At 60.7% G+C, this 15003-nt stretch carries 8 protein-coding genes; 6 read left to right on the top strand and 2 right to left on the bottom strand.

The genetic code is table 11. The features are described 5' to 3' along the window. Positions 1 to 399: 399 nt before the first annotated feature. Positions 400 to 1422, bottom strand: coding sequence for a SphA family protein (locus BM118_RS16080; RefSeq protein WP_177234358.1), 1023 nt, complete (start codon positions 1420 to 1422; stop codon positions 400 to 402). Between the two features lie 719 nt (positions 1423 to 2141). Between BM118_RS16080 and BM118_RS16075 the strand changes: the two genes are divergently transcribed. The 6 genes from BM118_RS16075 (at position 2142) to BM118_RS16050 (ending at position 13915) form a co-directional block, all read left to right on the top strand. Beyond that, positions 2142 to 4640, top strand: coding sequence for an arylsulfatase (locus BM118_RS16075; protein ID WP_092186519.1), 2499 nt, complete (start codon positions 2142 to 2144; stop codon positions 4638 to 4640). Positions 4641 to 5047: 407 nt separating this feature from the next. Beyond that, on the top strand, positions 5048 to 7729 hold the full coding sequence (locus tag BM118_RS16070; RefSeq protein WP_092186518.1) for an arylsulfatase: 2682 nt from the start codon (positions 5048 to 5050) through the stop codon (positions 7727 to 7729). Positions 7730 to 7943: 214 nt separating this feature from the next. Next, entirely contained in the window at positions 7944 to 9053 is a 1110-nt protein-coding gene (locus BM118_RS16065) for an HlyD family secretion protein (protein ID WP_092186517.1), read from the top strand. Positions 9054 to 9334: 281 nt separating this feature from the next. Further along, the gene (locus BM118_RS41435) at positions 9335 to 9538 is read left to right on the top strand and encodes a hypothetical protein (RefSeq protein WP_177234357.1); all 204 of its coding nucleotides are present in this window, start codon (positions 9335 to 9337) and stop codon (positions 9536 to 9538) included. Between the two features lie 64 nt (positions 9539 to 9602). Beyond that, entirely contained in the window at positions 9603 to 11339 is a 1737-nt protein-coding gene (locus tag BM118_RS16055; protein ID WP_092187025.1) for an adenylate/guanylate cyclase domain-containing protein, read from the top strand. 164 nt (positions 11340 to 11503) lie between these two features. Beyond that, entirely contained in the window at positions 11504 to 13915 is a 2412-nt protein-coding gene (locus tag BM118_RS16050) for a cytochrome c3 family protein (RefSeq protein ID WP_092186515.1), read from the top strand. Positions 13916 to 13941: 26 nt separating this feature from the next. Here BM118_RS16050 and BM118_RS16045 read toward each other — a convergent pair whose 3' ends face one another. Next, a complete protein-coding gene (locus BM118_RS16045; protein ID WP_092186514.1) occupies positions 13942 to 14835 on the bottom strand; it encodes a hypothetical protein in 894 nt (297 codons plus the stop codon). Between the last annotated feature and the right edge of the window lie 168 nt (positions 14836 to 15003).

The following is a 15003-nucleotide window of genomic DNA, read 5'->3' as shown; positions in this document are numbered from 1 at the left end:
CACCCAGCACTGGCGTTGCAAAGACGTAGGTCGCGTTCAGCAGGCCGAGATCCACATTCGCATTGACGTTGGCGTTCGACGTGGCCGTCAAATTCGCGGGGATACTATGATCCTGACAATATGCCGTGGCCCAATAACGTGCGCCATAGCCGTCGTGGTTCCGGGATAACTTGGCACATCACGGGGCAGAGTGCCTACAAGATCGACGATGCGGATAAGGCATGATGCGGCGGGGCATTGCACTGGCGCCATCTGCACGAATATGGCGAACACCGATCAGGACGCGACGCGCCATGCTGAATTGGTCGCGACCTCGATAGCTCAAAGAGTGCCTGGTATCGTCAGTCTTGACGAATGCACGCCGTATACGCTGGTCGAGATGACGAACGCAGGCCGCATTTACTTCGTCACGATCCTTCGCGTCGGTGCGACCGTGCTGGTCGGTGCCATTGGCGACAGCGAGAAAGTCAGCCACGTATTCCAGCCAGCTGGCCGATTTTCTGCGGCAAACTCGCCGTACCCTTTCAGGTTCAAATATCCCTGCATGTCACCGACCGGAAACAGGTATCCGATCTGAGGACCGACTCCCACCACGCGCGACCGAAAACCCCCAAGGATCGGGGGCTGACCAAAATCGTCCGTGATCTGTTGATAGTAGTAGCCGACCAGCCCGACGAAGAGCTGCTTCGAGAGAAACTGCGAAGCACCCCAATCGATGTGGAAATCGATGCCATTTTGGTATTGCGTGTCAGGATTCTTGAAATTGTAGGTGAGCCCGGCGACTGCGGAAAATTCGTGCCCCAACTTCTCATTGAAATAGGTGTAGCCGCCGCCGCCGTCGATCGCGCCGTGTCCGATGCCGAGGTTAGCAAGACGGGTTGGAGAGTAGGCGCCAACAGGAATGTCGCCGGTCAAATAGGTCATGAAATTGTGGACGCCGGCGTTCCACTTCAGCGTTGCTTGCGGATACAGATCGCCCACCGAGGTGATTGAATCAGAGAGGCTCCCCGTGCGGGTCGTCACAAAGGGCCCGACCGCTGTTGTCAGCGTTCCGTCGAGGGTTGCGGCGGATCGGCCAAACAAGCCGGTGATGCCGATTGCCAATTGTCCGCCAAGTACCGGCGTCGCGAACGTATAGGTCGGGTTGAGCAGGACGAGGTCCGCCTGCGCGTTTAAACGCAGATTTAAATCGACATTGACGTTAGCGGGGATCCGGCCGACGCGGATTTCTCTTGCCGCGGCTGCGTTGCCGAAGGCCGACACGCTGGTGTGATAATAGACCTCGGCCATCGACCAGCCGGGGACTGCGGGGACTGCCGCGAGGCTGCTGAAGCGCCCCGGAAGCCAGTATGAAACGCCATCCTCGTCGGCATATGCCAGGTCGGACGAGAATCCGGCCAATGCCACAGCCAGACCGATCATTGCGCGAATAAGCCGACAATGAGACTTTGGTTCGGATAGGTACCGCTTCATCCGCTCGTCCTCCCGCCAACGAATGACAGTGTATCGATCGGCGATTCAATGTCTCGCTCCAAGGTAACAACCTCGTCAGATTCGGCTCAGCATGTTGCGCTAAAGGCACTCAGCATCGCCGCTGACTCGTAGGATTACCGACAGCATCGTTGACCAGAGGTATCCATATCTAGGCAAGCTGCGCCCGTGTGTAGCAAGACGACTGCAGGATAGTGCCTCCTGCCAGAGGCGGCGGTCACATCGAACGCTCTTGGTTAAGTCGCTGTGACACTCCGTCACGCACTCGTGCGGGGTGATAAGCGAGCAAACCTCAGCCGTTTGTGTCGCTCATGTCTCCGGCATCGTTCGGATGTCATCGAGTTAGATCAGCGCTCGACAGCCGGATGCGATCTGAAGTAGAGTGTTCGAGCGTGTTCGGAGTATATTGCAATGGATATTCGCAAGATACTTATTGCGCTGATCGCTGCCTTCATCGTCACGCCTCCAGCATTTACACAGCAAACATAACGCCACGAGCTGCTCAAAGCACCGCTCGCGCGCGATCCGTCTTGATCAGATTAAGACGGAAACTGCCCCGAGGTTCACGTAGGGGCTACGTACCGCCGACCAGGAGAGAAGATTTCGGTTTCCAGCCAAGTCAGATCAGTTCGGTTTTCGGGAGTTAGCCAATGATGAGCGCCTCGAACCTGCATCGCCGAATTAGTTCACGCTTTCTGCTCGCTGCTCTCTTGCTGATGCCGTTGACAGCCCCCAACGCCAGCGCCCAGCAAACCACTGGCACTCCCGGTTCGCCCGGGGCGACGACCACGATCGACGGCAGGTACCTGCCGAATCCCCCGCAGCAGTTCAAGGGCGAGATCAATCCCAACGCCGTGCAATCGAAGCCGTACTGGCCGGCGCGCGTTGTGCCGGCGAAGGGCGCGCCCAACGTGCTTCTGATCATGACGGACGATGTCGGCTTTAGCGCGCCAAGCACGTTTGGCGGCGTGATCCCGACGCCGGCGCTGGACCGTATCGCCCAAACGGGTCTGCGTTACACGGCGTTCCACACCGTGGCACTGTGCTCGCCAACGCGCGCTGCGCTCCTCACCGGCCGCAACCATCACTCGGTGGGCACTGGCGTCGTCGTCGATCAGGCGACCGGCTACCCCGGCTACAACAGCATCATCCCGCGCGACGCCGTCGCCATCGGCGAGATCCTCCGGCAGCACGGCTACGACACCTCGTGGTACGGCAAGGACCACAACTTGCCGCAGTGGGAGGCGAGCCAGGCTGGCCCGTTCCACAACTGGCCGACCGGACCCATCAAGGGCTTCGACTACTTTTACGGCTTCCCAGGCGATGACACGAGCCAATGGCAGCCGAACAATCTCTTCCGCAACACCACTCCGATTCAACCCTTCCAGGGAAATCCCGGCTGGAATCTGATCACCGCGATGGCCGATGAGGCGATCGGGCGCATCAAGATGCTGAATGACATCCAGCCCGACCGTCCCTTCATGATCTACTACGCGCCCGGCGGCACGCACTCGCCGCACCATCCGACGCCCGAGTGGATCAAGAAGATCAGCGATATGCATTTGTTCGACAAGGGTTGGAACGACCTGCGTGAACAGATCTTCGCTAACCAGAAACGACTGGGTGTGATTCCGCAGAACGCGCAGCTAACGGCCTGGCCGGACAGCATCCCGAAGTGGGATACGCTTTCGCCCGAGGCGAAGAAGCTCTACACCCGGCAAGCCGACGTCTATGCTGCGTATCTGGCTTACACCGACTACGAAATTGGTCGCGTCATCCAGGCCATCGCGGACACCGGCAAGCTCGACAACACGCTCGTCATCTACGTCAGCGGTGACAACGGCGCGAGCCCGGAGGGCACGCCCCACGGCCTCTACAACGAGTTCGCTGTTGCCAATGCCGTGCATCCGACGGTCGAAATGAACATGAAGTTCTATGACGCCTGGGGCTCCGACCAGACCTACCCCCACTACGCGGTGGGCTGGGCTTGGGCCTGGGATACGCCTTTCAAATGGACCAAACAGATCGCGTCGTATTTCGGCGGCACCCGCAACGGCATGGCCATGGCATGGCCGGCGCGGATCAAGGACGCCGGCGGCATCCGTCACCAATTCCACCATGTAATCGACGTCGTGCCGACGATCCTCGAGGCGGTTGGCGTCCCCGAGCCGGTGACGGTCAACGGCATCGCCCAGAAGCCGATCGAAGGCGTGAGCATGGCCTACACCTGGGAAGGCGGCAGCGCGCCCAGCCGGAGGACGACGCAGTACTTCGAAATGTTCGGCAAGCGGGCCGTTTATCACGATGGCTGGATGGCCTCGACGCCTCCGCTGAGCCCGCCTTGGGATCTCAGTTTGGCGGAGCCGCCCTCGGACGTCATGAACGCCTACCGTTGGGAGCTCTACAATATCAACGAAGACTGGACGCAGTCGAACGACCTCGCCGCCAAGATGCCGGACAAGCTGCGCGACATGCAGCAATTGTTCACCATGGAAGCTGCGAAGTACCAGGTGTTCCCGCTCGACGACACGCGTTTGACCAGGTTCATCTCGCACAAGCCGACCTACGCTCCGGGCCGAACCCAGTTCACCTATTCGGGTGAGCTGAGCAATGTGCCGTTCCCGGAAACGGGCTCCGCGCCGAGCCTGCTGAACCGGTCGTACACGGTCACCGCCGAGGTCGACGTTCCCCAAGGCGGCGGCGAGGGCATGCTGATGACCGACGGCGGCCGGTTCGCTGGCTACGGCTTCTACCTGCTGAAGGGGCAGCCGGTGTTTACCTGGAATCTGGTCGCCCTGGAGCGCGTCAAGTGGCAGGCCAAGGAGACGCTCGCTCCGGGCAAGCACACGCTGGAGTTCGACTGGAAATATGACGGACCGGGCCTGGGCAAGGGCGGCACCGGCACCTTGAAGGTGGACGGCAAGGTGGTGGACAGCCATCCCATGCCGCGCAGTCTTCCCATAACCCTGATGTGGGATGAGACCTTCAACGTCGGCCTCGATACCGGCACATCGGTGGATGACCAGGACTACCAGGTGCCATTCCGCTTCACCGGCAAGCTCAACAAGCTGACCGTGAAGCTCGGGCCGAACGAGACGTCATCCGCGGAAAAGGAGACGGTCGCGAAGACAATGCGAGACAAGCAGTAGGTTCGTTGGCGAACGGAAGTTAGTCATGACCAGAGCTCGCGAGGGCAGATCTGCAGCGATAGCCGGAGGGTGACGTCTACAAGACGCTTGGCCTACTGGTGCTGGCAAGCACGATATGACGGCGGCAAGCCCGCTGTTGCGACAATATTGTAGACACCAGCGTGTCGCAACGAGAGCGCTGCAGGATAGTGCATCCTCTCGACGGCGACGGCCAACGCTCTTGGTCTGTTTTGCGACGCCTACAAGTTTTGCGACGCCTACAATAGGCGAACAGGGATTTGCCGTAGCGCCACTCACGTTGCCGGTCCTCGTCCAGGACCAATTCCAGGACCAATTGATTTGGATCAACGCGCGAAATCCGGATGCGATCCGAATAGAGGCGCCCTGCGTACCGGGAGGATATTCCAATGAATGTTCGCAAGACCCTTACTGCGCTGATCCCCGCCCTCGTCATCTCCGCGCCGGCATTCGCACAACAGACGCAACAAGCTGCACCTCCACCGGGCTCACCCGCTGCGACCATCACCATTCCCGGCGACCAGCTCCCACCCCCGCCACAAAAATTCGGCGGCAAGATCGAGCGCGATGCCAGGGATTCAAAACCGTATTGGCCCTCGCGCGTGGTGCCACCAAAAGGCGCGCCGAACGTTCTGCTGATCATCACGGACGATGCCGGCTATGCTGTTCCCAGCACATTCGGCGGCGTGATTCCGACGCCTGCGCTTGACCGCATTGCCAAGGACGGCCTGCGCTACACCAACTTCCATTCAACGGCACTTTGTTCGCCGACACGTGCGGCGTTGATCACAGGGCGCAATCACCATTCAGCGGGCTATGGTGTTATCGCCGAACAGGCGACCGGTTATCCCGGCTATGACAGCATCATCACCAAGGACAAGGCCACGATCGGCCGGATCCTTTCCGATAACGGCTATCGCACCGCGTGGTTCGGCAAGAACCACAATACGCCGGAATACCAGGCGAGCCAGGCCGGGCCTTTCGATCAATGGCCGACCGGCATGGGCTTTGAATATTTCTACGGCTTCATGGGCGGCGACACCAACCAGTGGCAGCCCGGTAACCTCGTCCGAAATACCACGCCGGTCTATCCCTACGAGGGGAAGCCCGGCTGGAATCTTGTGACGGCAATGGCAGACGAAGCGATCGACTACGTGAATCGCATGAACGCGCTGTCACCCGACACGCCGTTCTTCGTCAAATTCGCGCCCGGTGCAACCCATGCGCCACATCACCCGACGCCAGAGTGGGTCAAGAAGATCAGCGACTTGCACCTGTTCGACCAGGGTTGGAACAAGCTGCGCGACACGATCTTCGAAAACCAGAAGCGGCTCGGCGTCATTCCGCAAAATGCGAAGCTGACGCCGTGGCCGAAAGACCTGATCAAGGAATGGGATCAGCTCTCGGCCGATGAGAAGAAGCTGTTTACCCGACAGGCCGATGTGTTCGCCGCCTATGTCGCGTACGCCGACAATGAAATCGGCCGCGTGGTCCAGTCCATCCAGGACATGGGCAAGCTCGACAACACCCTCATCATCTATATCGAGGGCGACAACGGAACGAGCGCGGAGGGGCAACCCAACGGCACGCCGAACGAAGTGGCCATGTTCAACCAGATCAACCCGACGGTCGAGGAGCAACTCAAATATTTCTACGACGTCTGGGGCACCGACAAGACCTACAACCACATGTCCATCGGCTGGGCCTGGGCGTTCGACACGCCGTTCTCCTGGACCAAGCAGATCGTCTCGCACTTCGGCGGCACGCGCCAGGGCATGGCGATCTCGTGGCCGAAGGTGATCACGGACAAGGGCGGCATCCGCACTCAGTTCCACCACGTCATCGACGTCGTGCCCACCATTCTCGAAGCTGCTCAGATCAAGCAGCCGGAATTCGTCGACGGCATCAAGCAGAGCCCGATCGAGGGCGTCAGCATGATGTACACGTTCGATGCGAAGAACGCGAACGCGCCCTCCACGCATCCGACGCAGTATTTCGAGATGTTCGCGGATCGTGCCATTTACAATGACGGCTGGATCGCCAGTACGAAGGTCATGCGACCGCCGTGGGTGACGGTCGCGAAGCTGCCGAGCCCGCTCGATTATCCTTGGGAGCTCTATGACCTGCGCAACGACTGGACTCAGGCCGAGGACGTCGCGGCCAAGTACCCGGACAAGCTGAAGGAATTGCAGGCGCTGTTCTGGAAGGAAGCGGAGAAATATCAGGTGCTGCCGCTCGATTCGACGGTGGCTACGCGGATGATTACGCCGCGTCCCAGTCTGAGCGCGGGCCGCACCAGCTTCGCCTGGACACGACCGATGACCGGCACGCCGAATGGCGACGCGCCGAGCCTGCTGAACTCCTCCTATAACTTCAAGGTCGACGTCGATATTCCCGATGGCGGCGCCGAGGGTATGCTCGTGACGCAAGGCGGTCGTTTCGGCGGCTACGGCTTCTATGTCCTGAAGAACAAGCCCGTCTTTACATGGAACCTCGTCGACCTGAAGCGCGTGCGTTGGGAGGGACCGGAGCTGACGGCCGGCAAGCACCTGGTAGAATTTGACTTCAAGTACGATGGCCTTGGCGCGGGCACCATGGTGTTCGGCAATTATACCGGCATCGGACAAGGCGGCACCGGGACGCTCAAGGTCGACGGCAACGTGGTGGCCACCGAGAAAATGGAGCACACGCTTCCGTTCATCCTGCAATGGGACGAGGCGTTTGATATCGGATCCGACACCGGCACGCCGGTCGACGACAACGACTATCGGGCGCCGTTCGCCTTCACCGGCAGGATCAACAAGCTCACGCTGGACATCGACCGGCCCAAGCTGAGCCCGGACGACGTCAAGCGCCTGCAGGAGGCTGCGCGTGCGGCGGGTGACGGCCCGTCCGCCGACGACGGAAAGACGGCTTCGGCCGAACCACAAGTCGGCACCGTCGGCTTGAGCCTGGTCGAAAAAGGCAAGTTGCGGATCGACAAGCGCGAGGGCTGCCGCAAGCAGGCCGAGGCGCAGGGGCTGGGCATGCTGGACCGGGTCAAGTTCGTGCAGACGTGCGTCCAGCAGTGATGGTGGAGTCTCCGATCGAGCAGGCTGGGCTGATGCCAGAGAGAACGTAGCCCAGTCTCTCGATCGCCCAAGGTTCGTGTCTCGCTCGTGTCAACGAACGGATTTTGCTGGCACCGCACGCATACCGCCCGAGTCGTCTTGATGCAAACTCTTGGCGGCCCGATGGTTTGAAGGACTGCACGTTCCTACCGAACAGATACTCGAAGGCGGGCCAATGCTGGTCATTCTTTGCCTCTATCTCGCCTTGGTGTGGCTGATTTTTTCGCGGCTGAAGCTGATCAAATGGGGCTGGGCATCGGGCACGGTTACGATGCTCGTTGGATCGCTCATCCTTGCGGTCTTTCTGGCGCTCTTCAATCACCTAACGCCGACGGGAAGCCTCACCGTCATATCGCGCGTCGTCGAGGTGATGCCGAATGTTTCGGGAGAGATCGTCTCGATCTCGGCGAAGACGAGCGTGCCGGTCAAGGCCGGAGATACTCTATTCCAGATCGATCCTGCGCCCTTCGAGACCAAGGTCAGACAACTGGCGGCGTCGCTTGCGCAGGCCAAGCAGCAGGCCAAGCAACTCGAGTCAAATTACGAACAGGCGACCGCCAATGTCGAAGGTCTGACGGCACAGCTTACCTACAACAAGCAGCGGCTGTCCGACATTGAGAAGCTCACCGGGGAGCAAGCGCAGAGCGTGTTCAAAATGCAGGACACGCAGGTTCAGTATGAAACCGTGAATTACCAGCTGCAGGCGGCGAAAGCCGCGCAGACTACCGCTAAGCTGGCGCTTGATTCCGAGATCGGCGGTGTGAACACAACGGTGGCGCAAACGCAGGCGCAGCTCGATCACGCGAAGTGGGAGCTCGAACAGACGACAGTACGCGCTCTCGGCGACGGCTACGTCACGGTGCTCGCGCTGACGGTCGGCGATCGGGCGCTCCAAGCGCACGCAGTCATGTCGCTCATTCTCTCCGAAGAGATCACGCTTGTCGCAATGTTCGCGCCGAACGGCTTTGAGACCATCAAGCCCGGAGCGGATGTCAAGATCGTGTTTGACAACCACCCCGGGCGAATCTTCTCCGCGAGGGTCACCGACATTCCGCGCGGCGTCGGACAAGGACAGGTGGCGGTCTCCGGCATGCTCGCAAAGGCCGGCGCGATACGTGGAGCGGACACCTATCCGGCGGTGATTGCGATTCCGGATAACTACGATCGGTCCGCACTTCGGCTCGGCATGCCTGGCACGGCGACCGTCTTCGCGCCAAATGCCGGCGTAATCGGTATCCTCAAATACATACTCATCTGGATCAGCTCCTACACAGCTTATCTTTAATCACGAACCTCTCGAACACGCGCCGCGGGGGACGACGCCAATCGAATGGAGCGTTAACATGAATTTACGCAGCCTCTTGGTCACGCTTCTCCTGGCACCGCTCGCAACCTTTCCTGTACAGGCCCAACAAATCACAGGTACGCTGGGTTCGCCCGGCGCTACCACCACAATCGACGGAGGACAGCTTCCGCCACCCGATCCCAAATTCGGCGGACTCATCAAGGAAACGGCATCCGAGTCGACGCCATGGTGGCCGCCGCGCGCAGCGCTGATCACCGGACGTGATCACCGGCTACAACTGGAAACTCTACAACGTTCAGGGAGAGGCGATCGTGCTGCACACGCTCTTCTCGATCGTCCTCGGTCGTACATGGCTTGGCGAGAGAAATCTCCAGACGGGAGACGGCTTCTCGATCCAGCGGCGGAAGTTTGAGCGCGTGTCGCGATCGAACATGATCGATGCCACACTGCAGCAGCGAGGGTAGTACGGTGACAGACATTGCCAGCACGACCGGCGTTCCTGCTCGGCGGGGCAACCAGCTGGGCGGCCTGCTGATCTTTCGCCAGTCGATCAGACGCAAGATCGTCGGCATTGCCTTGGCATTGATCGTCCTGATGGTGATCACATCAGCTCTATCCATGGTGATGTCCAGGCGCGTGGAGCATTTGCTCGACGAACTGACGGTCCGATATATCCCCGCCTATGGTCACCTGGCCCGAGCCAACATCCGCTCGCTTGAACGAGCGCTGGCGCTCCGTCGAATGGTGATCGCCAAGATGCAGACGCCTCCCGATGAGGAAGGGTATGCGGCCCGCCTGCGCTTCTTTCAGGAAAAGGATGGCGAAGTCGAGCACGAGGCGAACGCTGCACGCACGCTCATCAACGCGATCATAGACGACGTCAACACACATTCGGACAACGCCGCTCTGGCGCGCATCGAGAATCGTATCGACAACGCCATGACGGAGGGGCGCCCCAAACTGGGCGAAGAACAAGCGAAGTTGCAAGAGCAGCTCGAGGCCAGGGATTTCGCGGAGGCTCGAGCCACCCTGGCACGAGTGGACACCCTGCGCGATCAATTGACCCAAAAGATCGATACGATCCGCGCCGACATGCTATCGCAGGTGTTTGCCAGTACATCGACCGTGATCCGCAATCAGCAGCAAGCGATAAGCGTATCAGCTGTTGTAACAGGTCTTGCGGCGGCGCTTGGCCTGGGCTTTGCTTTCCTTGTTAGTAGCGGCATCACCCGCCCGGTACGACGGTTGCTGGAAGGCACCCGAGAAATCGAAGCCGGCCACCTCGATCAATTGATCAGCGTCTCCACAAAAGACGAGATCGGTCAACTGTCAGCCGCGTTCAACCGGATGGTCGAACAGCTGCGCCGGAACGAACGTATCCGCGAAACATTCGGTCGGTATATCGATCCGAGAGTCGTGGAAGGACTGCTCGACCGCCCCGACGCGGCGACCCAGGGCCAGCGACGTGTCATGACCGTGATGTTCTGCGACATGAAGGGCTTCACCTCCATGAGTGAAGGCATGACGCCTCAAGGGCTGGTCAAGGTCATGAACTGCTATCTGACCATGATGTCGGAACCGATCCGGGAACGCCGCGGGGTGATCGACAAGTACATCGGCGATGCCATCATGGCCTATTGGGGCCCGCCTTTCATCGAGGAAGCGGACCAGACCCGCCTAGCATGCCTGGCGGCGATCGATATGGTCGATCGAGTACCCGAGCTTCGCAAGCAACTGCCGGAGCTCTTGGGGGTGCGCGTGATACCGGCCGAGTGTGACGTGCGGATTGGAATTGCCACGGGTGAGGTCCTGACCGGCAGCATCGGCTCGGACCTGATGATGAGCTTCACTGTCATGGGCGATGCGGTCAATCTTGCGTCTCGCCTTGAGGCCGTCAACAAGGTTTATGGAAGCCACATTCTCATCTCTGAAGTCACCGCCGCCGGACTCGGGGCCGAACTCGAACTGCGCGAGATCGATCGTCTGGCGGTCGTCGGACAGAGCAAGCCACAAGCTGTGTTCGAAGTGATGGGAAAGCATGGCGAACTTACCGGGCAGCAGCAATTGTTGCGGTCGCGCTACAGCGATGGCCTTGCCGCTTATCGGGCCCGCCGCTGGGAAGAGGCGCGTAGTGCCTTCGACGCAGCTCTCGAGGCGTCTCCAGGGGATGGCCCGTCGCTCGCTCTCCTGAACCGTCTCGACCATCTTCGATCCAATCCGCCACCGGCGGACTGGAATGGTTCGTGGCAAATGGAGCACAAATAGCCATCACAACACCAGCCAGCGCGGCGTTGCACGGCTGTTCATGGCCGCGCTCCTGACGTTCTGCATCTCGCTCGTAGACCTCGCCCGCGAAACCCGAATTGCCCTTCACGACAACGACCTTCGCATGTAACTCTTCTTGCGCAGCGCGCGATGGGTGACCGGACGTGACGAAGGGTTCTCGGAAGAGCCGCAGGCGTCAGAAGGCCGCCACGAAGGCCCGGCCCGAACAAGACCGTTCGGCTCCTGCTCAACGCCCCGCGCCAACATTCCGCTTGCTAACTGCCGCTCTGCTGGCAATCGGGTCGGGGGCGCTGGTCTTTCTGCTCGCAAGCGGGCTGTCCTGGTTCAAGACGGCCGACATCTCGTCTCAACCGACCCGCGAGGCGGAGCTGCGCTTTGTCGGCAGCCAGGCGTGCAGCGGCTGCCACCAGGCGGAGACGAGGCTGTGGCAAAGCTCGCAACACCGCCATGCCATGGATCACGCGACCGACGCGTCGGTTCGCGGCGACTTCAACGACGCCGCGTTCGAATATGCCGGCACGCGCTCGCGCTTCTTCCGCAACGACCGGAAATTTCTGGTCGAGACCGACGGGCCGGACGGCAAGCTTGCGACGTTCGAGGTGAAATACGCCTTCGGGGTCGATCCCCTGCAGCAATATCTGATTGAATTCCCCGATGGGCGCATCCAGGCCCTGTCGATTGCATGGGACACGCGGCCCAAAGATCAGGGCGGGCAGCGCTGGTTCCATCTCTATCCGGATGCTGCCGTCACCAGCAGCGATCCCCTGCACTGGACCAGGCTTAATCAAAACTGGAATTTCATGTGCGCCGAGTGCCACTCGACGGACGTGCACAAGAATTACGACGCCGCGAAGGACCGGTTCGCCACCAGCTTCTCCGAGATCAGCGTCGGCTGCGAGGCCTGTCATGGCGCAGGCTCGCGACATGTTGCATGGGCGCACCAAAAGCCTGCAGCGCGCAGCCCGGACAAGGGCCTGCTTGTCAGATTCGACGAACGCTCGGGCATCACCTGGTCTGCCGATGCCGGAACCATGACTCCGAAGCGCAGCGCGCCTCCGGCAACGCTGCGTAAGGAAGTCGAGGCCTGCGGGCGCTGCCACGCGCGACGCGGACAGTTCTCCGAAGACTGGATGCCGGGCAAGTCCCTGTCGGAAACCCATCGGGTGTCGCTGCTCGATCGGCAACGCTTCCATGCCGACGGCCAGATGCGTGACGACGAGGAGACCTACAACTACGCCTCGTTCAAGCAGAGCAAGATGCTCGCCAAGGGCGTCACCTGCAGCGACTGCCATGACCCGCACAGTGCAGCACTCAAAGCACCCGGCGATGGTGTGTGCGCACAATGCCATGCGCCGGCCAAATATGAAGCAGCCGCCCACCGGCAGCATGCCAATGTGTCGCCGCCGCCAGGTTGCCCGTCCTGCCACATGCCGGAACGTCGCTACATGGTTGTCGATCGCCGCCACGATCACGGCTTCCGCATCCCCCGCCCCGATCTCTCTGTGCAGCTTGGCACACCGAATGCCTGCAACGACTGCCACCGCGACAAGCCGGCCGCATGGGCGGCGCAACAGGTCGAAACCTGGTTCGGTCCGGAGCGCCAGGGTTTTCAGACCTATGCACGGGCATTTCATGCGGCATGGAGCGAAGCAGCCGACGCGCAGGCCCTCCTTGCAGCCGTCGTCGCGAATGACGCTCCCGGGATTGTCCGCGCCAGCGCGCTTGCCGAGCTGCCCACTCCCGACGCCGACCTGATCCGTCGCGCTCTCTCCGATCCCGATTCACTCGTGAGGTTGGGCGCGCTCGATGCGCTGGAGGGCATTCCGGCCGACCAGCTCTGGATGCTCGCATCCCCCCAATTGACCGATCCGGTGCGTAGCGTGCGCATCCGCGCCGCCGAGCTTCTCGCATCCGTTCCACCATCGCGGCAACCGGCCGCCGATCGCGACAAGTTCACGCAGGCCGCCGCCGAATTCGTGGCGGCGCGGAAATTGAATGCGGATCGTCCGGACGCCCGGACTGCGCTCGGCAACTTCCTTGCACGACAGGCCGGTGCCGCAGAGGCCGAGGCCGAATATCGGGCGGCCCTCAGGCTTGATCCATCGTTCTCACCCGCCGCCGTCAATCTTTCCGATCTCTACCGGCAGCTTGGGCGCGACGGTGATGGCGAACGCATTCTTCGCGAGACCCTGTCTAACTCCGGGCAAGATGCCTCACTGCACCACGCGCTCGGCCTCGTGCTCGTGCGGGAAAAGCGCGCCGATGAGGCGCTCGGTGAATTGCGTCAAGCAGCTGAGCTGGACCCCGGTCAACCGCGCTACGCTTACGTCTATGCCGTGGGGCTGAATTCCTCCGGCCGCCGCGACGACGCCCTTGCTGTCTTACGAACCAGCTTGCAAGCGCATCCGAATGATCGGGACACCCTTTCCGCGGCCCTCGCCCTGAGCCGCGAAAAAGGGGATTCCGCGTCCGCCCTGGGCTATGCTGAGCAACTCTCGCGCTTGATGCCGGGCAATCGCGAGATTGAAGATCTCATCACGCAGCTCAAGCGGTAAGCAGCTTCGATCGACCTGCGGCTCGGCTAGTTTCGCACCGCGTATAGCGGCGTCCTGAGCGTGAGCTGATATGCCGGTTTCGGCAGCCACATGATCTCGGCGGTCAAGCCAAACAGTCGGTTGTCATTGTCATCCATGCGGTCCAGGTCCAACCGCACGATGGGCTGGGTGAACGACTGGATCGGCGCTAAGTTCGGAAGCTGGGCGCCTTCGAACGACTGCACTCCCACGCGCCCCGTAAACTTCCAGTTATTCGGCCACTGATAATAGCCACCGACATAACCGATCGTATTTGGACTAATTCTCACCGATGCGTTGCCCACGTCAACGCGCGTGTGCTGGATGCCCGCGAGAAAGCCGCGAGTCTCATCCTTGTCCAGCGCATAATCGAACTCGAGAATGTTGTTGAAGGACGTCGCGGTCAGTGGGCCGTTTGGAATCGATTGGGTGATCGTGGATTGCAGCGTCACGGTCGGGAAATTCCCGCCATTCTGCTGGTAGATGTCGGCCTGGAAACCGATATTCCAGCTTGTGATGTCAAATGAAGACCATCCGCTGCCCGCAAACTGTGTGGAGCTACCGGACACGCCGGCGTAGAGCGAGACGCGATCGGTGACATCGATCGTAAACGGAAGATCGACGTTGAGTGATTTTGCCGCCGGCAATCCGGTCGATGATGCGGCGCCGTTCGGTCCTGTGAGCGTTTGCACCGCAGTGAAGAAGGAGGGATGACCAAAGCCAAACGCCAAAGATCCCGCTGGGATTTGCGCGTAATAGGTTCTGAGATCGAGGTACATCGTCGGCACGGTCGGCTTTTTGTCGCCGTCGCTGTCGTCGTCGGCCTCAGCGGCCAACGAGCTTGCCGCCGGCCAGATCAGGACGACGCCGAGTGCGGCCTTCAGAACGATCCGAAACCTCATCAATGCCCGGCTCCGAGTTCGACGCAAGCCTTGCTTACCCGCAAGGCCCCGCCAGATGCTGCAACATATCGTGCCATGAATTGCGTCACTTTGTCTGCAACCTTCGGATCACGATTTTCCCCGTAGACCTGAAGCAATGCCAGGACGCACGACCGATCCACCATGCCG

The organism is Bradyrhizobium sp. cf659, from assembly GCF_900113725.1.
In the GTDB taxonomy this organism is placed as follows: Bacteria; Pseudomonadota; Alphaproteobacteria; order Rhizobiales; family Xanthobacteraceae; genus Bradyrhizobium.
The sequence above is the reverse complement of the archived record's forward strand: the minus strand, read 5'-3'. Positions and strand labels throughout refer to the sequence as shown.